Annotated in this window: 25 protein-coding genes and 1 other RNA gene; 11 read left to right on the forward strand and 15 right to left on the reverse strand. The window is 69.5% G+C overall.

All coding sequences use genetic code 11. The features are described from left to right. Window positions 1-239: 239 nt before the first annotated feature. The 6 genes from ACIPY5_RS03630 (at window position 240) to ACIPY5_RS03655 (ending at window position 4,080) form a co-directional block, all read left to right on the forward strand. Window positions 240-1,103, forward strand: a complete 864-nt coding sequence (locus tag ACIPY5_RS03630; protein WP_400966796.1) for a DUF2599 domain-containing protein — start codon at window positions 240-242, stop codon at window positions 1,101-1,103. Between the two features lie 72 nt (window positions 1,104-1,175). Next, window positions 1,176-1,544, forward strand: a complete 369-nt coding sequence (locus ACIPY5_RS03635) for a hypothetical protein (RefSeq protein ID WP_400966798.1) — start codon at window positions 1,176-1,178, stop codon at window positions 1,542-1,544. Between the two features lie 25 nt (window positions 1,545-1,569). Next, entirely contained in the window at window positions 1,570-2,163 is a 594-nt protein-coding gene (locus ACIPY5_RS03640) for a hypothetical protein (protein ID WP_400966801.1), read from the forward strand. A gap of 63 nt (window positions 2,164-2,226) precedes the next feature. Then, the gene (locus ACIPY5_RS03645) at window positions 2,227-2,796 is read left to right on the forward strand and encodes a hypothetical protein (protein WP_400966804.1); all 570 of its coding nucleotides are present in this window, start codon (window positions 2,227-2,229) and stop codon (window positions 2,794-2,796) included. 171 nt (window positions 2,797-2,967) lie between these two features. Then, window positions 2,968-3,285 carry a hypothetical protein gene (locus ACIPY5_RS03650; RefSeq protein WP_400966807.1) on the forward strand — a complete coding sequence of 106 codons (318 nt, stop codon included), beginning with the start codon at window positions 2,968-2,970 and terminating at the stop codon, window positions 3,283-3,285. 309 nt (window positions 3,286-3,594) lie between these two features. Then, the gene (locus tag ACIPY5_RS03655) at window positions 3,595-4,080 is read left to right on the forward strand and encodes a hypothetical protein (RefSeq protein WP_400966810.1); all 486 of its coding nucleotides are present in this window, start codon (window positions 3,595-3,597) and stop codon (window positions 4,078-4,080) included. 134 nt (window positions 4,081-4,214) lie between these two features. Here the strand turns inward: ACIPY5_RS03655 and ssrA are convergent. Further along, window positions 4,215-4,584: a transfer-messenger RNA gene (gene ssrA / locus ACIPY5_RS03660) on the reverse strand. Window positions 4,585-4,733: 149 nt separating this feature from the next. Here ssrA and ACIPY5_RS03665 point away from each other — a divergent pair. After that, window positions 4,734-5,390: an SIMPL domain-containing protein gene (locus ACIPY5_RS03665; protein WP_400966813.1), complete on the forward strand. Its 657-nt coding sequence runs from the start codon at window positions 4,734-4,736 to the stop codon at window positions 5,388-5,390. A gap of 32 nt (window positions 5,391-5,422) precedes the next feature. Here ACIPY5_RS03665 and ACIPY5_RS03670 read toward each other — a convergent pair whose 3' ends face one another. Both ACIPY5_RS03670 and hflX read right to left on the reverse strand, forming a co-directional pair. Continuing rightward, on the reverse strand, window positions 5,423-7,369 hold the full coding sequence (locus tag ACIPY5_RS03670; protein WP_400966816.1) for a collagen binding domain-containing protein: 1,947 nt from the start codon (window positions 7,367-7,369) through the stop codon (window positions 5,423-5,425). Between the two features lie 96 nt (window positions 7,370-7,465). After that, window positions 7,466-8,971 (reverse strand): GTPase HflX, encoded by a 1,506-nt coding sequence (gene hflX, locus ACIPY5_RS03675; RefSeq protein ID WP_400966819.1) that lies wholly within the window; start codon window positions 8,969-8,971, stop codon window positions 7,466-7,468. A gap of 74 nt (window positions 8,972-9,045) precedes the next feature. On the opposite strand from hflX, the gene ACIPY5_RS03680 reads away from it, so the two are divergent. Then, on the forward strand, window positions 9,046-9,687 hold the full coding sequence (locus tag ACIPY5_RS03680) for a methyltransferase (protein ID WP_309339064.1): 642 nt from the start codon (window positions 9,046-9,048) through the stop codon (window positions 9,685-9,687). Window positions 9,688-9,747: 60 nt separating this feature from the next. Here ACIPY5_RS03680 and dapF read toward each other — a convergent pair whose 3' ends face one another. Beyond that, the gene (gene dapF, locus ACIPY5_RS03685; RefSeq protein ID WP_400966823.1) at window positions 9,748-10,620 is read right to left on the reverse strand and encodes a diaminopimelate epimerase; all 873 of its coding nucleotides are present in this window, start codon (window positions 10,618-10,620) and stop codon (window positions 9,748-9,750) included. A gap of 140 nt (window positions 10,621-10,760) precedes the next feature. On the opposite strand from dapF, the gene ACIPY5_RS03690 reads away from it, so the two are divergent. After that, the gene (locus ACIPY5_RS03690) at window positions 10,761-11,381 is read left to right on the forward strand and encodes an ATP-dependent Clp protease proteolytic subunit (protein ID WP_309339069.1); all 621 of its coding nucleotides are present in this window, start codon (window positions 10,761-10,763) and stop codon (window positions 11,379-11,381) included. Window position 11,382: 1 nt separating this feature from the next. Then, window positions 11,383-12,027 (forward strand): ClpP family protease, encoded by a 645-nt coding sequence (locus ACIPY5_RS03695; RefSeq protein WP_400966828.1) that lies wholly within the window; start codon window positions 11,383-11,385, stop codon window positions 12,025-12,027. On the opposite strand, the gene ACIPY5_RS03700 is transcribed toward ACIPY5_RS03695, so the two are convergent. Further along, window positions 12,009-12,380, reverse strand: a complete 372-nt coding sequence (locus ACIPY5_RS03700; RefSeq protein WP_400966830.1) for a helix-turn-helix domain-containing protein — start codon at window positions 12,378-12,380, stop codon at window positions 12,009-12,011. The two genes, ACIPY5_RS03695 and ACIPY5_RS03700, sit on opposite strands and share 19 nt — an antisense overlap. 159 nt (window positions 12,381-12,539) lie before the next feature. Here ACIPY5_RS03700 and ACIPY5_RS03705 point away from each other — a divergent pair, with 159 nt between their 5' ends. After that, window positions 12,540-12,791: a DUF4242 domain-containing protein gene (locus tag ACIPY5_RS03705; RefSeq protein WP_400966833.1), complete on the forward strand. Its 252-nt coding sequence runs from the start codon at window positions 12,540-12,542 to the stop codon at window positions 12,789-12,791. Window positions 12,792-12,831: 40 nt separating this feature from the next. On the opposite strand, the gene ACIPY5_RS03710 is transcribed toward ACIPY5_RS03705, so the two are convergent. The 10 genes from ACIPY5_RS03710 to ACIPY5_RS03755 form a co-directional block, all read right to left on the reverse strand. Next, on the reverse strand, window positions 12,832-13,293 hold the full coding sequence (locus ACIPY5_RS03710; protein WP_309339079.1) for a GNAT family acetyltransferase: 462 nt from the start codon (window positions 13,291-13,293) through the stop codon (window positions 12,832-12,834). Continuing rightward, window positions 13,290-14,198 carry a tRNA (adenosine(37)-N6)-dimethylallyltransferase MiaA gene (miaA, locus tag ACIPY5_RS03715; RefSeq protein WP_400968459.1) on the reverse strand — a complete coding sequence of 303 codons (909 nt, stop codon included), beginning with the start codon at window positions 14,196-14,198 and terminating at the stop codon, window positions 13,290-13,292. Before miaA ends, ACIPY5_RS03710 begins: the two co-directional genes overlap by 4 nt. A 98-nt stretch (window positions 14,199-14,296) precedes the next feature. Further along, window positions 14,297-15,847 (reverse strand): tRNA (N6-isopentenyl adenosine(37)-C2)-methylthiotransferase MiaB, encoded by a 1,551-nt coding sequence (gene miaB, locus ACIPY5_RS03720; protein WP_309339082.1) that lies wholly within the window; start codon window positions 15,845-15,847, stop codon window positions 14,297-14,299. A gap of 89 nt (window positions 15,848-15,936) precedes the next feature. Beyond that, the gene (locus ACIPY5_RS03725) at window positions 15,937-16,764 is read right to left on the reverse strand and encodes a regulatory protein RecX (protein WP_400966837.1); all 828 of its coding nucleotides are present in this window, start codon (window positions 16,762-16,764) and stop codon (window positions 15,937-15,939) included. Between the two features lie 36 nt (window positions 16,765-16,800). Further along, window positions 16,801-17,850, reverse strand: a complete 1,050-nt coding sequence (recA, locus tag ACIPY5_RS03730; RefSeq protein WP_400966840.1) for a recombinase RecA — start codon at window positions 17,848-17,850, stop codon at window positions 16,801-16,803. Window positions 17,851-18,123: 273 nt separating this feature from the next. Further along, a complete protein-coding gene (locus tag ACIPY5_RS03735; protein WP_309339090.1) occupies window positions 18,124-18,348 on the reverse strand; it encodes a DUF3046 domain-containing protein in 225 nt (74 codons plus the stop codon). A 4-nt stretch (window positions 18,349-18,352) separates the two neighbouring features. After that, entirely contained in the window at window positions 18,353-18,661 is a 309-nt protein-coding gene (locus tag ACIPY5_RS03740; protein ID WP_045273774.1) for a helix-turn-helix domain-containing protein, read from the reverse strand. Between the two features lie 141 nt (window positions 18,662-18,802). Then, a complete protein-coding gene (locus ACIPY5_RS03745; protein WP_400966844.1) occupies window positions 18,803-19,342 on the reverse strand; it encodes a CinA family protein in 540 nt (179 codons plus the stop codon). After that, on the reverse strand, window positions 19,342-19,929 hold the full coding sequence (gene pgsA / locus ACIPY5_RS03750) for a CDP-diacylglycerol--glycerol-3-phosphate 3-phosphatidyltransferase (RefSeq protein ID WP_400966847.1): 588 nt from the start codon (window positions 19,927-19,929) through the stop codon (window positions 19,342-19,344). Before pgsA ends, ACIPY5_RS03745 begins: the two co-directional genes overlap by 1 nt. Further along, window positions 19,929-22,742, reverse strand: coding sequence for a DNA translocase FtsK (locus tag ACIPY5_RS03755; RefSeq protein WP_400966849.1), 2,814 nt, complete (start codon window positions 22,740-22,742; stop codon window positions 19,929-19,931). Before ACIPY5_RS03755 ends, pgsA begins: the two co-directional genes overlap by 1 nt. Between the last annotated feature and the right edge of the window lie 92 nt (window positions 22,743-22,834).

Genomic DNA, 22,834 nt, shown 5'->3' on the forward strand with positions numbered 1-22,834 from the left:
GCTTGCCGACCCCCGCTGAAGACATGTCGTCGAGGTGCGCCCGGTGCATCAACGAGCGGCCGACTGCGCACTATATCTGACGTCGACGCGCGATGTCTGTAGACCGAAGAGGGGACAGATGTTCAGCTCTCGCCAAGCTAGCTTTCAGTTAAGGCATAGAAACAATGCCGGACCGGAGAAGCGAGGGGAAGATGAGAAGGACTGTTCTGAACCAGGTGCTCGCAGGATTGGCTGTGAGCGTGTGTGTGTTGTCCGGAGCGAGTTCGGCATCGGCGAGCACATCGAGCGACGATCCGTCCGTCGAGGTGCTGGACCAGCTGAGCGCTGTCGCACCGGAGGTTGCGTCCGAGATCGTCCCGGGAGACTCCTCGTCCACGGACGACGGGTCAGCCGCTGCGGTGGTCACCGAGGACACGCTGACGCTCACGTCAGAGGTGGGGAGCTTCGAGCTGAAGGCTCCCGGCGTCAACGGCAACGAGGCCGTCGAGCCGTTCGTGCTCGATGACGCCAGCGCCATGTTCGCCATCCGGCTGAACAACGCCGATGCCGCACGCAACTACGATTTCGAGATCACCACGGCGGATGACGTCACGGGCACGATCATGAAGAACGGTGGTGTGATCTTCACGAACACCGCTGGCGAGGCCGTCGGCGTCGTTGCCGCACCGTGGGCGAAGGATGCCACCGGCAAGGATATTCCCACCTGGTTCACCCTGAACGGCGGGGTGCTCACCCAGAGCGTCGACGTCGACTCCGTGGAGAACGTGGTCTATCCGGTGATCGCTGACCCGTACGCCGGGCAGTACCTGGTGCAGAGCGCGTGGGTGACATGGCAGCCCGGGAACTCCGGCTATGTCGTGCACGCGGTGCCCAGCGCGATCGGCACGCAGGTTCAGGACCAGGCGTTCCTGGGCGAGTGGACCAAGGACCTCAAGACCAAGCTGGGTTCCAACGCGTACCTGGTCAGCTCGAGCATCGAGAATCAGTACCACTGCCACGTCATCTACACGACGTGGGGTGGCGGCGGGCCGACCTGGGACATGGAGTCCTGGCGACCCGACATCTGGTGGTGGGTGCAGGCTGCAGCGGGCTGCAATCCGTAGTCTCGAACACACCCAGCCCGGGAGTCGCGAATGAACCCCACGGCTCCCGGGCTCGCAACCGGAGGAGACGCCATGTCAAAGCACACGATCGACGGTACCCAGTTGCGCACCGCCTGGTGGTGGTGGGTAACCGGGTTGCTCACCTGGCTGATCCCCGTGGCGATGACAATTGCCGGGGTCCGGATGCTCGCTGCGCTCGGCGGCGAAGTCCCCGTCACCGCACCCACCGGCGCAGAGATCTCCAGCTACAACCTCGGCCTCACGCTCGTCTACGCCGGGATCGGAGCGAGCGCCGTCTGGGTCGTCCTCGTCCTCGTCCTCGGCCGCGGCAACCGAGCCAGCTCGGAGTCGAAAGCCGTACTGGTCGTCGTCGGCCTGGTCGTCGCCATCGTCTGCGCTCTCATCGCATGGATGACCGGACTACCGGCATCCACATCATGAAACTCACCTGAACGGACAGAACCACATGAACGCAGTCGCACGAAAGGTCACCGCCCTCCTCGGAACGGCCCTGACCGCAGCGGCGGTCCTCGTCGCGCTGAGCGGAACCGCCGCGAACGCATCCGACGCCACGCCCGACAACGGAACCATCCAAACCGGATCGGCCGAGAATCTCTCGTCCGACCAACTAGCGCTTCTCGAATCCGACCAGCTCAAGCGCATCTCGATCGACCCCGCGACAGGCAACGTCACCGCAGTCCAACCGATGACCAGCGCCGAACTTCGAGCCGAAATCAGCGCCGCAACCGCAAAGCCCGGCGGCATCCAGCCCTTCTCGGTCGGAACTAACTGCAGCCTAAACGCCACCCCCTGCTGGTACGGCGTCGCGCCAGCCGTGAACTACAGCTTTAGCAGCGGCATCACTGACGGCACCTGGACCAATCGGAAGAACTTCTGGACGGGCACCAACTTCTTCGCGAAGCTGTGCTGGCTCGACCCATTCGGCGGAGCCTTCCCGGCAACGATCTGCATGCCGGAACGCAACGGCCCCAACGCGTGGATCGAACTCGGCTACGCGGTCACCGGCAAGAAGGCCGACGTCTCAATCACACGCGGCTGAAGCCCGATCAGACCTGGTGGAGCGGCCCATACCAGGGCCGCTCCACCTATGTTCGCGCTGTAGGTGCCGGCTCCCGATCCTGGCGCGATCTCGACCCGCGCCGGGTTCGGTGAGTGCTCGCAGAGCGGCGATGAGAACCACCAGTGGAACAAGAACTGCTCGATCGAACGGTGGGACGGCATCATCGCGCAGCACTTCTACGCCAACTTCACCTACGTGACCCCTGGCTACGACTACATCGACAGCGTCTGGGGAGTTACCTACCAGGTGTGTGGGGAGCGAGCTCGGTCAGCCAGACCTACTTCGGCATCACCAAGCAGTACGAGGACGCGACCGGGCCTGCCGTGGCAGAGCAACGCGTCGCCGCCCAGGTCTCCGTCCTCGGCTCCATGTCGTACTACCTGGCCCTGCGAACTAGACACCTGGCTCGTCGCCGTCGGGGCATTCGGCCTTGCACTGTTCTCGGTGCTGTCCGCATCCACCGTCTCGGACCCCGCTGCCGGCGACAGCGACGGCGCGATGCTCGCTTCCATCGCGATCGGATGCGGTGTCGTCGTGGTCGTGGGCCTCACACTGGGGACCCAGTTCAGGCGCACGGGCGAGCCGCGAGGCTCCGCCGAATCCCTGTCCTGACACTCGACCTCGAGGTCCACGCGGAGAGAACCCACGAAAATGATGAGACGCAAGGAAGTCATGGCGGCCGGAGTGCTCGCAGCGCTGCTCACACTCGTGGGGTGCGCGTCACCGAATCGCGACCCAGTGAGGTCCGCGCTGGCATCAGCGCCCGGCATCAAGTCCGCCGAGATGGTCGTCAGCCATCCCGGCGCACCGTGGAACACGCAGACTCTCGTCACGGTCCGCGTGACCGATGGATCCGTCGCGACGGTAGAGGCCGCTGCGCGCACCGTGGCCAAGACGCTCGCCGGGACCCCCATCGCCGAGCACGACGTCTACGTGTACTTCGACTACGACACGCCGGAGGGTGCCACCGCGCCGCCGATGCACGTCGGATCGGACATGTTGCGCCCGGCAGCCGCAAATCTCGGCCTCGACCCGGATGCGGCCAGGGAATCCCTCCGCATCAGGCCAGCCGACATCACGCGCCTGGCCGCTGAGAAATGAGCACACGCCCTTCGGCCGCGGCTACCGGCGAGTGATTCAAGCACCGCCTGCAGAAATTCTTGCCGTTCGTCCAAAGGCAAGCATGGTTGGCATTTCCGCTCGGCCTCTTCCTGTGGGCTGGGCCAACGTTCTGCCTGGCCGTTCGATGGATCCCACGTACGCACGGTGCATTTTGAGTTCGTGAGGTGCCGCAGCTCTCGGAATCGAACCTTGAGCGCATCGACTTCCACGGAACGAGGCAGTGATGCTCGCGGTCTCCATACCTCAGACACCGGACGCATGGTCATCCGAACACGAGCAGGGGGCAAGATGCGCGACCTCATGGCCGAAGCACTCAGCGACCAGGACCGTGCACAGCGGATTCTGCAGGGGCAGATCCGCGAACAGCTCAAGACGCTCGACGGGCAGGAAGAGAACCTCCTCGACCTCGCCGCCGACCCGGACCTCCCGAAAGCGAAGATCAAGAGCCGCCTGCTCGACATCGCCCGCGACGGGGAAGCCTTGCGGGAACGGCTCACTGGGGTAACGCTCGATCTGTCCGAAGGGGCCTGGCATCTCGACGCGGCGCTCACCCTTCTGGAGAACCCGTTTGAGCTGTACGGGCTCTCGACCGACGAAGTCCGACGCCGCCTCAACCAGGCCATCCTCGACGGCATCTTCATCACCGACGAAGCCATCGCCGAAGCCGCCATGCACGAACCCCACGGGCATCTGTTCGCCGCTCAGTCCGCCCACCTCGCGGCCAGAGCAGGGCGGCCCGCGAGCGCGATCAGCGCCGCGTTCAACACCGCCTAAGCCAAGAACGCCCACCCAACGCAGAAGACCGCCCCCAAGGGCGGTCTTTCTCAACTCCGCAAGAGCGACAGCGGCTTGGGTCTCAGTCTTCGCCCCATCCTCTTCTTCGGACGGGGGATTGACTAAGACTCCTACGGTGGAGCTGGGGGGAATCGAACCCCCGTCCAACGCTGAGTCTCCACGCCTTCTCCGGGCGCAGTCTGTGCAGACGTTCTGCTCGGCTCCGACCTTTGTCACAGACACCTAAGTCGACAAGCCCAGCCTGGGAAGAGTCCCGTACGACGTCCAGACGCCGTCGCACAGCAAGATTCCTAGATGACGCCAGAATCCGTATCGGAATCACATACGGTCTGACGGACTATCGGGCTCGCTTACGCAGCGAGGGCGAAGTCAGTGCGCTTTGCATTGGCACTTATTGTTTTGCAGGGAGCGTTCACGAGATAACCCTGCATCCTCGGCCCGCTTCTCGTGGATTCACAGGCGCTGTCGAAACCGATCAGCCCCGTGGTCCTTCTTCCGAAGGAGCCGCTGTCGCTCTGTGGAATTACCAGCGGGCGCGCGAGGCACCCGAGCATCACAGACTACAACGGTTGGGACGCTCGCGCCATTCCGCGCCGCGCCGCGACGTCGGCGACGTGCCGTAGAGTCGCGGCATGAGCGAGGTCGTCATCACCGTCCGCGGCGAGCACGAGGTGCGGATCGCACCCGAACGCGCCATCGTCACCTTGTCCGTCGCGCTGGACAGCCCGGATCGCGAGGCCGTCGTCGCCCGCACGCTGGCCCTGGCCGAACCCGTGCGCGACGGCGTCGCCGCGCAGGAGGACGCCGGCGCCGTCGAGACCTGGTCCAGCCGCCGCCTCGCAGTACGGTCTGAGCGCCCGTGGAGCAATGACGGCACCCGGCTCGCCCTCGTGCATCACGCCTCGGTCGACTTCTCCGCGACGTTCGTGGACTTCTCGGCGCTCTCCGCGTGGGTCGCCGAGGTCTCCTCCGGCGACGGCATCGCCGTGAACGGCACCGACTGGATCCTGACGCCCGAGACGCGAGCCCGCGTCGAGCAGGAGGTGGCCGCGCAGGCGGTGCGCACCGCGGTCGCGCGTGCGGACGCCTATGCCGCAGCCCTGGGACTCACCAAGGTCGAGCCGATCGAGATCGCCGACGCCGGACTCATCACCGACCGCGGCACCGCGGACATGGCACCGAAGGCGATGCGCGCGTTCGCCGCTCCCCCGTCGGGCGCCGGGCTCGAGCTCCAGGGCGACGACATCTCGGTGTCCGCGGTCGTCGAAGCACGGTTCGTCGCCGCCTGAGCGACGGATCCGCACCTCGACGAGCGGCGGAATCAGGCCCTGCGGCGCCGTACGAACGCCAGGGCGAACGCACCGGCGAGCAGCAGCACCGCTCCGGCGCCGATCACCGGCAGCGGATCGGCGCCGGTCGCGGGCAGCGCCCCGCTGCCGGATCCGCTCGGAGCGGTCGTCGGCGCAGACGTCGGCGTGATCGTCGGGGTGGGCGTGGGGGTCGGGGTGACGGCGACGGGCGTCAGCACGAAGTCCTGCCCCTCGATCAGCTCGCCCTGCTCGGTGATCGTCACGCTACGCGTGGCCGGCGTCGCACCGGTGAATCCGTCGGGCACGGTGACGGCGATCGTGTAGGCACCGGGGGCGAGTTCGCCGAGCGCATAGGAGCCGTCCGCGGCCGTGGTCAGCGCGACCGGGCCTCCGGGGCCGGTGACGGTCACGGTCGCGCCCGGGTGGGGCGCTCCGCCGTCGTCCGTGACCGTGCCTGCGACCGACCCCAGCCGGGCGAGCGCGAAGTCCACGTTCGTGACATCGTCGACGGCGATCGTCTCGGAGCGCGACGCGTCACCCGCCACGACGTAGCCCTGCGGCGCTTCCACGCGCACCGTGTACTCGCCACCGGGGAGTCTCGGGAACGAGTAGGTGCCGTCCGCGGCGGTCACGGTCTGCTCCGTGCCGCCTGGTCCCTCCGCGGTGACGACGACACCGCCGACGCCGGTGCCTGCAGCCGTCACGGTTCCGGAGAGTGTCGGCTGCACCTGCAGCACGAAGTCCTTGCCGGTGATCGGCGTCTCGTCGTTGCCCGGCACGGTGAACGGGGTCGGCGAGGAGACCACGGTGTAGCCGTCGGGCGTGGTGATCGTGACGGCGTGAGTGCCCACCGGAACGTCGTCGAAGAAGTATGACCCGTCCGCGGCGGTGACCGCGGTGCGTCCGCTGTCGAGCGTGATGACGGCCCCGGGGATCGGGGTGCCGTGCTGGTCCTTCGCCGTCCCCGAGACGGGGACCGGGATGATGTCGCGCACCGCGAAGTCGGCCGTGCCATCGGCGTCGGACAGGTCGATCTGGCGCGATCGCAGATCGCTGGTCTTGCCCGCAGGTGGCGTGATCTCGACCGTGTATCCGTGGGAGGCGACCGCGCCGCCGAACGAGTAGGTGCCGTCGGCCGCTGTCGTGGTCGTGCCGATGACCGTCCCGTCGGGGCCGATCAGACGCACGCCGACGCCGGCCGCCGGCGTGCCTGCGGTCTGATCCTGGACGGTGCCCGAGACGGAGCGCGTGATCGCCGCGAACCACGTCTGATACACCGGGAACCCGGCACGGCGGGTGAAGGTGAACGTCAGCGACGAGATCGGCGCGTTCGGCTCGAACCAGGCGGCCGCACCGCTCGTGTCCGCGGCTGCCGGGTTGCCGGTCAGGGTCAGCGTGGAGGCGTCCCAGCTCGGCACATCGGACGCGTCTCCCGTGCACGAGGGCTTGCCCGCGAACTGCGGTGCGCAGTAGTTGAACCCGCCGCGGAAGCCCAGCTCGGCGGCGGTGAGCACGTGGCCGCCGGGGCCGACGGCCGAGATCGCGACCTTGTCCGCGTCGATGTCGCCGAGCACGAACGTCCACCCGGCGGTCGGGGTCGGGTGCGCGAAGGTGTATGTCGTCTCCGAGGGCGATGTCGCATTGTCGGCGCGCGGTCGCAGGTTCAGGTACTGCTGGTCACGGCTGCTGCCGTACTTCGCGCCCACGGGCGTGGACGCGGCCAGCCACGAGCTGGATCCGCTGACCACCCCGACGGATCCGCCGCGCGAGTCGCTCGTGTAGGTCGCCGTCAGCTGCGGCGCCGCGAGGGTCACACTGCCCGTGTATGCGCCGGGGGATCCCTGCAGATCGCTCCAGTCGGCCCAGGACGTGCCCGTCGCGGCCGACGCAGGAGCGACGAGAGCAAGGGCGGAGAGGGCCGCCAGAGCGGCGGCAGCGAGCGCGACGGTACGTCTCATACCGATATGTTGGCAGATCGATCGCCCGGCGCGGTACGCACGACGTCACCGGAGGACGCACCGCGACGGGGTGGATCGACCTTCCGCCCGTGGATCTCAGACGGCGAACGGCGCGAGTTCCGCGGCGAGACGCTCGTTGACATGCGCGTGGATGCGGGTGCCCGTCTCCTCGTGCGCGACCTCGAGCAGCAGCCCGGTCTCGTGCACGGCAGCGACGAGATCGCCCCGGTCGTACGGCACGATGGCGCTGATCTCGACCGCCGGCTTGGGCAGAACCTCATCGATCGCGGCGCGCAGCTCGGCGATGCCCTCTCCGCTGCGAGACGACACGAAGTGCGCACCGGGCACGAGCCCGCGCAGCACCATCCGCTCGTCGTCGTCGAGGAGGTCCGCCTTGTTGAACACGATGATCTCGGGGATGCTGCGCGCACCCACGTCGCCCATCACGTCGCGCACGGTCTTGATCTGCCCCGCCGGATCCGGGTGGGATCCGTCGACGACGTGCACGATCACGTCGGCGTCGGCGACCTCTTCGAGCGTCGAGCGGAACGCCTCGACGAGCTGGTGCGGCAGGTTGCGCACGAAGCCGACCGTGTCGGTGAGCGTGTAGACGCGACCGTCGATCGTCTCCGACCTGCGCACGGTGGCGTCCAGGGTCGCGAACAGCGCGTTCTCGACGAGCACCCCCGCACTGGTGAGCGCGTTGAGCAGGCTCGACTTGCCCGCGTTCGTGTACCCGGCGATCGCGACCGACGGGATCGTGTGCCGCTTGCGCTCGGCGCGCTTGGCCTCACGGGCGGGCTTGAAGTCGCGGATCTGTTTGCGCAGCATGGCCATGCGGGTGCGGATGCGACGACGATCCAGCTCGATCTTCGTCTCACCGGGCCCGCGCGAACCCATGCCCGCGCCGCCTGCGCCGACCTGACCACCGGCCTGGCGGCTCATCGACTCGCCCCAGCCGCGCAGACGCGGCAGGAGGTACTCGAGCTGGGCGAGCTCGACCTGAGCCCGGCCCTCGCGGCTCTTGGCGTGCTGGCTGAAGATGTCGAGGATCACCGTGGTGCGGTCGATGACCTTCACCTTGACGACGTCCTCCAGGGCGCGGCGCTGAGACGAGGCGAGTTCGGTGTCTGCGATCACCGTGTCGGCGCCGACCACCGCGACGATGTCCTTGAGCTCCTGCGCCTTGCCGCGGCCCAGGTAGGTGGCCGGATCCGGGTTCGGCCGGCGCTGCAGCAAGCCGTCGAGCACCACGGCACCCGCGGTCTCGGCGAGGGCGGCGAGCTCGCGCAGCGAGTTCTCGGCATCCTCCTGCGCACCCTGCGGGTACACGCCGACCAGCACCACGTTCTCCAGGCGGAGCTGGCGGTACTCGACCTCTGTGACGTCCTCGAGCTCGGTCGAGAGACCCGCGACGCGCCGCAGCGCGTGCCGTTCCTCGAGCTCCAGCTGCTCGCCGTCGGTGGAGGTGTGCCCGGCGGTGGCCGTGTCCTGCAGCGCCTGCGCGGATCCGAACACGTGCGATTCCGCCCGTCGCTCCGCTGCTGCCAGGACGCGCTCGACCGCGTCGCCGTGCTCGTCATGTGTCGTGGACTGCGTCATCCGCACCTTTCTCGTGCCCGCCGATTCGGTCGGGCGCCTTAACTTTAGCTGTGAGTGTCCGCTACGCTCGCTCCATGGGCTCGGACCACTACTTCACTGCGGCCCCCGCCAGCCCCGAGAACCTCCGCAGGATCAAGGTGACCCTCGCGGGCAAGGAGATCGAACTCACCACCGCGGCCGGAGTCTTCAGCCCCGATCATGTGGATGTCGGCACCTCCGTGCTCCTCGCGAACACCCCGCCCCCGCCGCCTGGCGGGCACCTGCTCGATCTCGGGTGCGGCTGGGGTCCGATCTCGTTGTCGCTCGCTCTCGCCTCGCCGCACGCGACCGTGTGGGCGGTGGACGTCAATGAGCGGGCGCTGGATCTGGTCCGCCGCAACGCGGCCGAACTCGGCCTCGACAATGTCAACGCGGTCACCCCCGACGATGTTCCCGCCGACGTGAGCTTCCGCACGATCCGCTCCAACCCGCCCATCCGGGTCGGCAAGAGCGAGCTGCACGATCTGCTGGAGCGCTGGATCCCGCGGCTGGACGAGCGCGCGGACGGCTGGTTCGTCGTGAGCCGCAACCTCGGGGCCGACTCGCTGCAGCGCTGGCTGGCGACGACGTTCGACGAGGGCTACAGCGTCTATCGCGCGACGACCGGCCGCGGCTTCAGGGTGCTCAAGGTCCGCCGTCACGGCACGCCGCGCACGGACACCATCACACTGCCGTAACCCGTCGCCCGAGAGGCCTCGGACGCACGGTTCGGCGGATGCCGGTGACGCGGTCCGGCGTCAGGCCAGCTCGATCTCGCCCGAGAACGCGAGCTGGGCGGGTCCGGACAGGAAGGCGTGCTCGCCGTCCGCGCCGGGAGCCATCGTCACCCGGAGCGTGCCGCCAGGCACCTCCACGAGCCACTCGTGCGGAGCCGCGGCACCCGCCCAGTGCCGCACGGCGAGAGCCGTGGCCACGACGCCGGTCCCGCAGCTGAGGGTCTCCCCCACGCCGCGCTCGAAGACGCGCATGCGGACCCGGCCCACGCCGTCCTGAACGAGCGGCTCCGCCGGCACGACGAACTCGACGTTGGCTCCGTGCTCCGGCATCGGGGCGAGCTCGGGTCCCTGCGTCAGCTCGAGGCCGTCCAGCTCGGCATCCGATGCGATCGCTACGACGACGTGCGGGTTCCCGACGTCGATGCCGAGGCCGGGTCGGGGAACGCTCAGCCCCGTCGCGCGGGCCAGCGGGTCGTGTCCGGACAGCCGCCAGGCGCCGATGTCGACACGGTAGCCCTCGGCGCTGCGGGTGACGTCGCGCACTCCGGCACGCGTGCCGATCGGCAGCGCGCCGCCCTCCTCGAGGTCGGCGAGCCCGGTGCGCAGCAGGTAGTGCGCGAACACGCGCACCCCGTTGCCGCACATCTCCGCCACGGAGCCGTCCGCGTTGCGATAGTCCATGAACCACTCCGCATCGGGGTTCTCCGCGAGCGCGGCAGCGCCCTCGGCAAGCGCACGGGAGCGCACCACGCGCAGCAGTCCGTCCGCGCCGATCCCGAAGTGGCGGTCGCAGAGAGCGGCGACCTGATCGGCGCTCAGCTCCAGCGCACCGTCGGGGTCGGCGATGATGACGAAATCGTTGCCGGTACCGTGCCCCTTGGTGAATGCGACCATGCGTCGATTCTAGGGGCGGCGCTTCTGCGGAGGCTGCGGGCCGGGTCCGCCCGCGCACCGGCGAGCGGATCCGCCGGGAGCAGATCCGCTCCCGGCAGATCCGCTGGCGCCGCGGTCGCCCGCCGCCGCACTCTGAGGTCATGACCGATGACATGCCCCGCAACCTCTTCGACGCCGACACGCGCCGGATGCTGTTCGCACGCCGGGTGCTCGTGCTCGACGGCGCCCTCGACGACGACAACGGCGTGCTGCTCATGACCCAGCTGCTCGCCCTGGCCGCCGAGGATCCCGACGCGGACATCACGCTCTGGATCCACTCCCCCGGCGGATCCGTGCCCGCGATGCTCGCGATCCGAGATCTCATGCGCACCGTGCCGTGCGACGTCGCCACGATCGCCTTCGGGCTCGCCTGCAGCGCCGGCCAGTTCCTGCTGTCCGCCGGCACCAAGGGCAAGCGGAGGGCGCTGCCGCACAGCCGGATCCTGCTGCATCAGGGCTCCGCCGGCATCGGAGGCACCGCGGTCGACGTCGAGCTGCAGGCAGCGGATCTGCGGCACACCCGCGACACCGTGCTCGGGCTCATCGCCGAAGACACCGGCCAGAGCATCGAGCGCGTCTTCGAGGACTCCCTGCACGACCGCTGGTACAGCGCCGACGAGGCGCTCGCCTACGGATTCATCGACGAGATCACCACCGACTTCGCGGCGGTCCTGCCGCGTCCCAGCCGCCGAAGCATCGGCCTGACCGCAGAAGGAGCCTGACATGGCCTCGTTCCTCGTCCCCAACGTCATCGCGACCTCGCCCCGAGGCGATCGCGTGCTGGACGTCTACTCCCACCTGCTCGCCGAGCGGGTGATCTATCTCGGCACGCCGCTGGATGCCGACGTCGCCAACGTGCTCGTGGCGCAGCTCCTGCACCTCGACGCCACCGGCAGCGATCGGGACATCCAGCTCTACATCAACTGCGAGGGCGGGGATCCCAGCGCCATGCTCGCCGTCTACGACACCATGCGCTTCATCCGCTCCGACGTCGCCACGTTCTGCATCGGTCAGGCGGTGTCCGTCGGCGCGGTGCTGCTGGCCGCGGGAGCGGCCGGCAAGCGCGCCGCCCTGCCGCACGCCAGGGTGATCCTGCATCAGCCCGCCGCGCAGGGCCGTGGCACGATCCCCGACCTCATCCTGCAGGCCGACGAGGTCGTCCGCGTCCGCGACAGCCTCGAGCAGATCCTCATCGCCCACACCGGCCAGGACGCCGAGCGGCTGCGCCGCGACACGGACCGGGATCTCGTGCTCACCGCGGAGGGCGCGCGCGAGTATGGAGTCGTGGACCAGGTCGTCACGCAGGCTCCGCCGGCGCCGGGCGCACCGGCCGTCGAAGCCGGGCGCGCTCAGGCGGCCAGCGCGTAAGCGGCGCGCGCCGGCTGAGCGGACGGGCGGACCGGCGCCGCCGCACCGATCGTGATCCGCTCGGCGACACCGAGGGTGAGATCGAGCAGCGTGAGATCGAGCGCGCCTGAGACCGCGGCGAGCATCTCGCTCGACGCCTCCTTGCGCCCGCGCTCCATCTCCGACAGGTACTGCGGGGAGACGCCCGCGCGCTGCGCGGTCTCCGCGAGCGTCTCCCCGCGATCCGTGCGGGCATCGCGCAGCAGCTCGCCCACGACGGAGCGCCAGAGGCGCTCGGGTTCGGCGCCGGGGGCTTTCCGGGACTCGTGCGCGGGGGCGGGCTCGGTGCGGAGCGGATCAGGGGTCGCGGTCATGGCGCCATGCTAGGCACGCGGCTTCCGCGGGCGCGACCGGATCCGCTCAGAGCAGAACCGCGCCGGACCGGAATCGGGTGCTGACCCGGATGCGTACCCGATCGCCGAGGAGTGGAATGCGGTGGGGGGCTCTTCGCCCCCGCAGGAAGGGATCAGATGATGGCGCTCTACATGGATGTCCACCGGCTCGACGGCCCCGTCACCCTGGACGATGTCGCCGCGGCGCACGCTGCCGACCTCGCGATACAGGATCAGCACGATGTGCAGTACCTGCGCTACTGGGTCGATGAGGACGGAGGGAAGATCTTCTGCCTCGTCGATGCACCGGACGCGGAGGCCGCCAACACCGTGCACCGCGAGGCGCACGGTCTCGTCGCGGACGAGATCCACCTCGTCCAGGAGGGACGCTGAGGCACAGGACGACCGGCCGCCGCCCGCGGCGAGCGGGCGATCAGACGTCGTGGATGAGCCGCTTGCCGGTGTTGCCGACCTCGAAACGCTCGTAGCCGAGCGCGTCGTAGAAGCCGAGAACCTGCTCGTTCCCGACCCGCACCATGAGCTGGACCTTGGGGCAGCCCATGGCGAGCAGGAGCCGCTCGGCCTCGGCGACGAGCGCGCGTCCGATCCCGGCTCCGCGCCGATCCGAGGCGCTGGCGAGGTAGTACAGCCATCCGCGGTGCCCGTCGTAGCCCGCCATCACGGAGCCGACGATGCGCGCGCCGGTTCCGTCGACCGTCGGATCCGGCGTGCGCTCCTCTGCGACGAGGAAGAGTTCCGGCTGGACCGCCAGCTTGCGTTCGATGTCGGCGCGAGGATCGTTCCACGGGCGGGTCAGGCCCGCGTCCTCCCAGAGGGCGACGACCGCGTCGGTGTCGTCCCGTTCGAAGGCCCTGATCGCGATTCCGGTGGTCATGCGCTCTCCTCCACGATGCTCTCCGCGTCGATCGGCGCCAGCGCGTCGAGCCATTCCGCCTCGGCGTACCGGCGGAACCACGACACCTGGCGTCGCGCGTACCGTCGCGTCAGCGCCTGCGTCTCGGCGACCGCCTCGTCCTGCGTGAGCGCACCGGTCAGCTGCGAGAGCGCCTGCGCGTAGCCGATCGCGCGGCGCGCCGTCGTGCCCTGCTCGAGCCCCTCGGCGCGCAGTCGCTCGACTTCGGCGAGTATCCCCTGCTCCCACATGCGCTCCACCCGACGGTCGAGCCTTTCGACCAGCGTCGCGCGCTCGACGCCCAGCGCCAGCACGCGCGCGCGGGGATGCCACGGCACGGGCCGCTCGGGCAGCGCGGCGCCGTGCGTGCGCTCGCCCAGTGCGAGCACCTCGAGCGCCCGCACGATGCGACGGCCGTTCTTCGGGTCTATCCGTGCGGCGGTCTCCGGATCCTGCTGCTGCAGGCGCGCGAGCAGGGGCCCTGGTCCGTCGTGCTCGAGCTCCGCTTCGAGACGCGCGCGCAGCGCGTCGTCCCGGGGCGGGAAGCGGAAGTCGTACAGCACGCTCGAGACGTAGAGGCCGGATCCGCCCACGAGGATCGCGTCCGCGCCGCCGGCGTGGATGCGTTCGATCGCGGCCCGCGCGTGCGGCTGGTACCAGGCGACCGCCGCGTCCTCGGTGACGTCGAGCTCGTCGAAGAGGTGATGCGGAATCCCCCGCCGCTCCGAGACGGCGAGCTTGGCGGTGCCGATGTCCATGCCGCGATAGAGCTGCATGGCATCCGCGTTCACGACCTCCGCACGACGTCCGCGCGCGGCCAGCGCCTGCGCGAGGTCCAGTGAGAGGTCGCTCTTGCCCGTGCCCGTCGCCCCCACGATCGCCCACAACCGCGGGGCGTCGTCGTCGGGACGTTCGCGCTCCGCGCCGCCCGGAGCCTCTGAGGCGCGTGGGCCCGGCTCGGGGACCGGCACGTCGCCCGGCGCGCTCACACTCCGACGCGGAGCGTCGGAAGTCCCAGCGACACCGCGCGCGGCTTCCCGTCCGCGGCAGGAGCGGCAGGGACCGCGCAGGACTCGGACTGCGCCCGGTCCCAGGCGTCGCCGCCGCGCGTGCGACGGATCCGCAGCGGAGCGCCGTCCGGCGCATCCGCGAGCAGGTGGAACGGCGCACCGTGGGTGATGGTCACCGTCACCACGTCGCCCGGGCGGGGCCGGTCGGACCCCTCCGGCAGTTCGAAGTGCACGAGGCGGTTGTCCTGGGCGCGACCGGTGAGCCGGTGCGTCTCGGCGTCCTTCTTGCCCTCGCCGACGGAGACCAGGACCTCGACCTCGCGGCCGACCTGCTTCTGGTTCTCCTCGAGCGAGATGCGCTCCTGCAGCGCGATGAGACGCTCGTAGCGCGCCTGCACGATCTCCTTCGGGACCTGATCCTCCATGGTCGCGGCGGGCGTGCCCTCGCGGATCGAGTACTGGAAGGTGAAGGCGCTCGCGAAGCGCGCCTGCTCCACGACGCGCATCGTGTCCTCGAAGTCCTCCTCCGTCTCGCCGGGGAAGCCCACGATGATGTCGGTGGAGATCGCGGCGTTCGGGATCTTCGCCCGCACGCGGTCCAGGATGCCCAAGAACTTCTCGCTGCGGTAGGAGCGGCGCATCGCGCGCAGGATCCGGTCACTGCCCGACTGCAGCGGCATGTGCAGCTGCGGCATGACGTTGGGCGTCTCCGCCATGGCGTCGATGACGTCGTCGGTGAAGGCCGCCGGGTGCGGGCTCGTGAAGCGGATCCGCTCGAGGCCCTCGATCTCCCCGGCCGCGCGCAGCAGCTTGCCGAACGCCTGACGGTCGCCGAACTCGACGCCGTAGGAGTTCACGTTCTGGCCGAGCAGCGTGACCTCGATCGCGCCGTCCTCGACGAGCAGCCGGATCTCGTTCAGGATGTCGCCAGGGCGGCGGTCCTTCTCCTTGCCGCGGAGGCTGGGGACGATGCAGAACGTGCAGGTGTTGTTGCAGCCCACCGAGATCGACACCCAGCCGCTGTGCGCCGAATCGCGTCGAGTCGGCAGCGTGGAGGGGAAGACCTCGAGTGCTTCCAGGATCTCGAGCTCGGCCTCGCCGTTGTGCCGGGCGCGCTCGAGCAGACCGGGCAGGGACCCCATGTTGTGGGTGCCGAAGACCACGTCGACCCAGGGCGCCTTGTCGAGCACGGCCTGCTTGTCCATCTGCGCCAGGCAGCCGCCCACGGCGATCTGCATCCCGGCGTGCTTGTCCTTGCGGCTCTTCAGGTGCCCGAGAGTGCCGTACAGCTTTCCGGCGGCGTTGTCACGCACCGCGCACGTGTTGATGATGACGATGTCGGCCTCATCGTCCGCGGCGGCGCGGACGTAGCCGGCACTCTCCAGCGAGCCCGACAGACGCTCGGAGTCGTGCACGTTCATCTGGCATCCGAAGGTGCGCACCTCGTACGTGCGCCGCTGCCCGGCCTCATCGAGCGCCGCGGCGGAGGGCGCGATGAGCGTGGGCTCAGAGAGGGGAATGGTCATAGTGCCTGCCATTCTACTTTCGCCTGGCGGGAAAAGGCCCCGCTCCCTCGCGCCGGTTCCGTCTCGGCGCGGAAGCCTGCCCTCCGGGTTCAGCTCTCCTCGAACCGCACCCTTCCGATGCCGGACCCGCGCTGCGTCTCGCGCCAGGCCGTGCGCGCAGCGGTCAGCGCCACACTGCCTCCGTATCCGCGGCGGGACAGCTGCCCGACGAGACGCCGGATCGCGGTGTCCTCGTCGTAGCGACGCAGACCGGCGACCTTGGACCGCGCATAGTCGAGTGCCCGCTCGGCGTCGTCGTCGTCGAGGACGGACAGCGCCTCGTCGGCGATCTGGCGTGGAATGCCGCGCTGGCTGAGCGTGCGAGCGATCGCCACGCGTCCCTGCCCCTTGCGCTCGGACCCCGAGGTCACCAGGAGCTCGGCCAGCGAGACATCGTCGAGATACCCGCGCTGTTCGAACTGCTCGACGACGAGATCGCGGTCCTCCGAGGAGAGGCCGCTCTCGCGCAGGACATCGCGCGCCTCCGCGCTGGACAGCTGCTTGGAGCGGAGCTTGCGGACCAGCAGCTCGCTCGCGTCGGCGATCGGGTCCTCGGGCGCGGAGGCGTCGTCCCCGCCGTGACGACCGACGGCGCGCAACCCGCGACGGGCCGGCGGGGATACCGCCGGGCCAGAGGTATGGGCCTCCGGCGCCAGCGCTGCGGCGGCGGGATGGCGGGAACTCGGCCCACGTCGCTCGGCGGCGGACTCCGCAGCCCAGGTCGAGCGCCACTCCGCTTCCGTGGACGACGCGACGGGCGCCACGCCCGAGGGGCGCGGCCGCTCGCCGTCGGCGTTCGCGCCGCGCCCTCCGAACAGCGGGATCACGGGGGCGAGGCGATCGTCCTCGGACGATGCCCCGCCCCTCTCATCGCTCACGGCCCACTCCGTCGCTGAGCGTCATCGCAGCACGGGTCAGGCCGGACGCCGCTGCGCGAGCTCGTCGGCCGCCGCCGCAGGAGCCGCGGCACCGCCGATGCCGAGCTTCTGCTTGATCTGCGTCTCGATCGTCTCCGCGATGTCGGGGTTCTTGAGCAGGAAGTTGCGCGCGTTCTCCTTGCCCTGGCCGAGCTGGTCGCCGTCGTAGGTGTACCAGGCGCCCGACTTCTTCACGATGCCGTGGTCGACACCGAAGTCGATGAGGCTGCCCTCGCGGGAGATGCCGACACCGTAGAGGATGTCGAACTCGGCCTGCTTGAACGGCGGTGCCATCTTGTTCTTCACGACCTTGACCCTGGTGCGGTTTCCGACCGCCTCCGTGCCGTCCTTCAGCGTCTCGATACGACGGATGTCGAGGCGGACCGACGCGTAGAACTTCAGCGCCTTACCGCCGGCGGTGGTCTCCGGCGAGCCGAAGAACACGCCGATCTTCTCACGCAGCTGGTTGATGAAGATCATCGTCGTGTTGGTCTGGTTCAGGCCACCTGTGAGCTTGCGCAGCGCCTGCGACATCAGTCGCGCCTGGAGACCGACGTGCGAGTCGCCCATCTCGCCCTCGATCTCCGCGCGCGGCACGAGAGCGGCCACGGAGTCGATGACGATGAGGTCGATGGCACCGGAGCGGACGAGCATGTCGGCAATCTCGAGCGCCTGCTCACCGGTGTCGGGCTGCGACACGAGCAGCGCGTCGATGTCGACGCCGAGCTTCTTGGCGTACTCGGGGTCGAGGGCGTGCTCCGCGTCGACGAAGGCGGCGATGCCGCCGGCGCGCTGCGCATTCGCGATCGCGTGCAGGGTCAGCGTGGTCTTACCCGAGGACTCCGGGCCGTAGATCTCGACGATGCGGCCGCGCGGCAGTCCTCCGACGCCGAGTGCGACGTCGAGCGCGATGGATCCGGTGGGGATGACGGCGACAGGAGCACGCTCGTCGCTGCCCAGGCGCATGACCGAGCCCTTTCCGAACTGCTTGTCGATCTGGGCGAGTGCGGTCTCGAGGGACTTCTCGCGGTCTGCGGGAGAGGGCATGACGTGCTCCTTCGTGCTCGTGAACTGCCGCCTGTAGGCTGTCGCGGCTGCCCCGGCTGGGGCGAGCTCTCCGACAAGGCGTATGACCTCGTGGTCATGTCGAACACGCTAGGCGGGGCCTCCGACATTCAGCCGGCGTTCCCGCAAGTCGTGCAGATCCCGACCACGAAATCATCTGTGCAGGACGATACGCGCATCTCGAACATGTCTTCGACGACACGCCGAAGGGAAGGATGATCCGATCGAACACCGCGCGATCGGCTCCGGCCGGATTCAGCGCCGCCGGGGCTCCAGCCGGCCCGCGCCGTAGCGATGCGATTCGGGCACGTCCGTCTCGGCGCACAGCGCCAACCACACGTCCCGCGGCGGCACGCCGGCCTCCATCGCCTGCGCGGCCGTGCGCCCGCCGACAGCGCTCAGGACGAGGTCCGCGACGAGGGAACCGCCGCGCGCCCCGAACTCCGCATCGACCGCACGGAGGAACTCGCTGCGCCGCATCCCGTCAGCGCAGCGACAGCTCGGACTCGACCGAGGCCACGAGCTCGTCGGGAACGACGTCAGGGATGACCTGCATGCCCTCGAGGACGGCGATCCGATCGCCGACCTCGCGCATGATGGTCGAGATGGGGACGTCGAGCGCCTCGGCGACCGAGGCGAGGATCTCGCTGGATGCCTCCTTCTGTCCGCGCTCGACCTCGCTGAGGTACCCGAGCGCGACAGACGCCTTGCCGGCGACCTGGCGGAGCGTGCGGCCCTTCTGCAGACGGAAGTCCCGCAGCACGTCACCGATCTCCTGTCGTACGAGAATCATCGGGACCTCCTCTCCCCCATCGCCCGGCCCCAAGCGCCGGATCGGATGGTCAGTCTAACCCGACCTCTCGGGATCGACACTAGTATTTCGTCCTGTGCATTGAATGTGAGCACACCCGACTCAACTTCGTCGAGAAGCACTCTATTCCCGCTCATCGGACCCGGGCGCGCCGGGGTCGATCTCCCCGCCCGTCACCGCCTCGAAGACCAGGGCGAGAGCCGCCACGACCGCGGCGGACCGGATGGCCGAGCGGTCGCCGTCGAACAGGAACGCGCGGCTGAACGACCGCTCCGCGACGCTCACCCCGATGTGCACTCTGCCGACCGGCTGCCCGCCCTGCGGGGTGGGACCGGCGACGCCGGTCGTGGCGACGCCGACCGCCGCCGGGCGACCGTCCACGGCCAGAGCATGACGGGCGCCCGCGGCCATCTGCCGCGCGACCTCCGGGTCCACGGGACCGTATTCCGCGAGACGGAGCGGATCCACTCCCAGCACAGAGGCCTTGATCGGCGTCGCGTAGGCGACCACGGCTCCGTTGAGCACGTCGGAGGCGCCGGGGATCTCCACGAGCGCTGCCGAGAGCGCACCGCCCGTGAGCGACTCCGCGACGGCCAGCGTCATCCCGCGCTCGCGCAGCGCATCGAGCACGGCGGCCGCGAGGCGATACGACTCCGCGGACATCAGGAGGCCGCGCCGCGCTCCGCGCGGGAGCCTCGCACCTGCGCGACCACGTAGTCGATGCCGCTCAGAATCGTCAGGATGAGCGCGATCACCATCAGGACCGTGGTCGTGATCGACCACACCGGCATCCCGATCCAGACGTGCAGCGGCAGCAGTGCCCAGGAGAGCGCCACGGCCTGCACGGTGGTCTTGATCTTGCCCATCCATGCCGCAGCGACGACATGCTCCTTGACGATCATGAAGCGGTGCACCGTGATGCCCCACTCGCGCACCAGGATGACGAGCACCAGCCACCACCACACCTCGCCGAGGATCGCGAGGCCGATGAAGCCCGCTCCGGTGAGCAGCTTGTCGGCGATCGGGTCCCAGAGCTTGCCGAAGTCGCTGACGAGGTCGTACTTGCGGGCGAGATAGCCGTCCACCCAGTCCGTCGAGATGGCCAGGATGAACAGTCCTGCCGCGACCCAGCGCAGCACGGGCTGCGCCAGGCCGTTCGTGCCCCCGAGCAGCAGGAGCACGAAGAAGACGACGGCGAGGGGAATGCGCGCGATCGTGATCGCATTCGGGAGCTGACGCGGAATGGCCATCAATCGCGCCCCGTCAGGCCCCAGGCGTCCTCATCGGACTCGGCGTCGACCTCCGGGAGACCGCGGTACTGCGCCTCGAGCGGATCCTCGCCGTAACGGTCGTCCACTGTGCCGTAGGACGATGCGGACACCGGGTCGGCGGGACGCGGCGGCACCGCGGCCGCCGGCATGGGCGGGGCCGCCGCCGGTGCGGACGGCGCGGCGTGCGCGGAGGGCGGTTCCTCGCCGCGCAGCTTGGCCAGCACCCCGGCCAGCTGCTCGGGGGTGACCAGCACGTCCCGCGCCTTGGACCCCTCGGACGGGCCGACGATCTCGCGCGACTCGAGCAGGTCCATGAGCCGTCCGGCCTTGGCGAAGCCCACGCGCAGCTTGCGCTGCAGCATCGACGTCGAGCCGAACTGCGAGGAGACGATGAGCTCGGCGGCGGCGAGGAGCAGTTCGAGGTCGTCGCCGATGTCCTCGTCGACCTCCTTCTTCTTGCCCTCGACCGCCTCGGCCACATCGGGCCGGTACTCCGGACGAGCCTGCCCGGTGACGTGCTTGACGACCGCCTCGATCTCGCTCTCATCGACCCAGGCGCCCTGCAGGCGGAACGGCTTCGAGGATCCCATCGGGGAGAACAGCGCGTCGCCCTGTCCGATCAGCTTGTCCGCGCCCGGGCTGTCCAGGATCACGCGGCTGTCGGTGACGCTGGTCACCGCGAACGCGAGGCGCGAGGGCACGTTGGCCTTGATCAGGCCGGTCACGACGTCGACGCTGGGCCGCTGGGTGGCCAGCACGAGGTGGATGCCGCTCGCGCGGGCGAGCTGCGTGATGCGGACGATCGAGTCCTCCACGTCGCGCGGGGCGACCATCATGAGGTCCGCGAGCTCGTCGACCACCACGAGCAGGTAGGGGTAGGGCTTGAGCACGCGCTCGCTGCCGGGAGGCACCACGACCTCGCCGGCGCGCACGGCGCGGTTGAAGTCGTCGATGTGGCGGAAGCCGAACGACGCGAGGTCGTCGTACCGCATGTCCATCTCCTTCACGACCCACTGCAGCGCCTCCGCCGCCTTCTTCGCGTTCGTGATGATGGGCGTGATGAGGTGCGGGACGCCGGCGTAGCTGGTGAGCTCGACGCGCTTGGGGTCGATCAGCACCATCCGCACGTCGGCCGGGCGGGCGCGCATGAGCAGGCTCGTGATCATGGAGTTCACGAAGCTCGACTTGCCGGATCCGGTCGATCCGGCCACGAGGAGGTGCGGCATCTTGGCGAGGTTCGCGACGACGAAGTTGCCGCCGACGTCCTTGCCGACGCCGATCGTGAGCGGATGCGTGCTCTTCTGGGCCGCGGCGGAGCGCAGCACGTCGCCGAGCGCGACGGTCTCGCGGTCGGCGTTCGGGATCTCGATGCCGATCGCGCTCTTGCCCGGGATCGGCGAGAGGATCCGCACGTCGTTCGACGCGACCGCATAGGCGAAGTTGTTGCTCAGCTGCAGGATCTTCTCGACCTTGACGCCGTGGCCGACCTCGACCTCGTACTGCGTGACGGTCGGGCCGCGGGAGAAGCCGGTGACCTTCGCGTCGACGTTGAACTGGGTGAGCACGTTCGTGATCTGCTCGACCACGCGGTCGTTCGCCTCGGAGCGCGCGACCGAGGGCGGACCCGCCTTCAGCGCACCGGGCGACGGGAGGATGTAGGGGGCGGCCGGTGCCTGCAGGCCGTCCTTGCCCGGCCCGTCGGTGCCGAAGCCGTCGAAGCCGGCGAGCTCGAGCTCTCCGGTGTCGCCGTCGTCGAGCAGGGCCGTGCTCTGCTGCTCCGCCAGCGTGTCCGCGACGGCGCGCACGTCGGTGAGCACCTCGGTCGCGGCGTCGTACGGATCGTCGTCCTTGATCACGGCCTGGTCGTACGCGGTCGCCTGCGCGACGGTGGGGGTGTCGTCCTGGGACGTGAGCAGCTCGGTGAGGTCCTGCGAACCGAGCCCGCCGTCCGGATCCTCTTCGCGCCCGGTCTTGTTGCGCCGCCACCAGGGCAGCACGTCGGGATCGTCGACCTTGTCGGCCTCATCGACCGCCGCGGCCTCCTCGGCGGGGACGGCCTTCGGCGCGCGCTCGGCGTCGAACATCCAGGCGTAGAGATCGCCGAGGCGCTGGCCGATGCGGTTCGGCGGCGTCTTGGTGAGGATCAGCACGCTGAGCGCCGCGAGCAGCGACAGCACGATGTAGGCGGGGATCGAGGTCAGGTAGCTGAGGGGCTGGCCCAGCAGCCAGCCGAAGAGCCCGCCCGCGGCGCTGAGCGCCACCATCCCCTGCTTCGGCTGCGGCATGCCTCCCGCGACGTGGCAGAAGCCGGCGAGCGTGATCACGAAGAGGCCGAAGCCGATCCCGATCCGTCCGTTGTCGTGCACGGAGGAGGGATGGCGGAACAGCCACCCGGCCAGGAGCAGCAGCAGCACCGGCATGATGAACGCCGCGCGGCCGATCAGTGCCCCCACCGAGTAGGCGCTGATGTTGGTCGCGACCGTGTTGCCGATGAAGAACCACTCGTTCACGGCGCCCGCGACGGCGAGCAGCACGAGCAGGAACGGGAAGCCGTCGCGACGCTGATCCTTCTCCAGCGTCTCCAGGCCGAAGGCGCGGAAGAGACCGCCCACGCCGTGCGCGAGGCCCGTCCAGGCGCGCGCGATCACCGGCGGCTTGTCGGGCTCGTCGACGTACTTCCTCGGGGCGGGCGCGGCCTTGGTCGAGCTGCGCGGCTTCGCCCCGGACGTGGAGCGACTGCGCGTCGAGGGTTTCTCGGCCGCGCTCTTGGTCGCATTCGAACTCCTGGGCATGCGTCCACGCTACGGCCGGACGCCGACAAAGGCCCGCAATGACGCGGCTTTCCGCGGGATTGCGGGCTCAGCCGGACTCCGGAGCCCTTCGG

This window comes from Microbacterium sp. NPDC089698 (genome assembly GCF_044749045.1).
Taxonomy (GTDB): domain Bacteria; phylum Actinomycetota; class Actinomycetes; order Actinomycetales; family Microbacteriaceae; genus Microbacterium.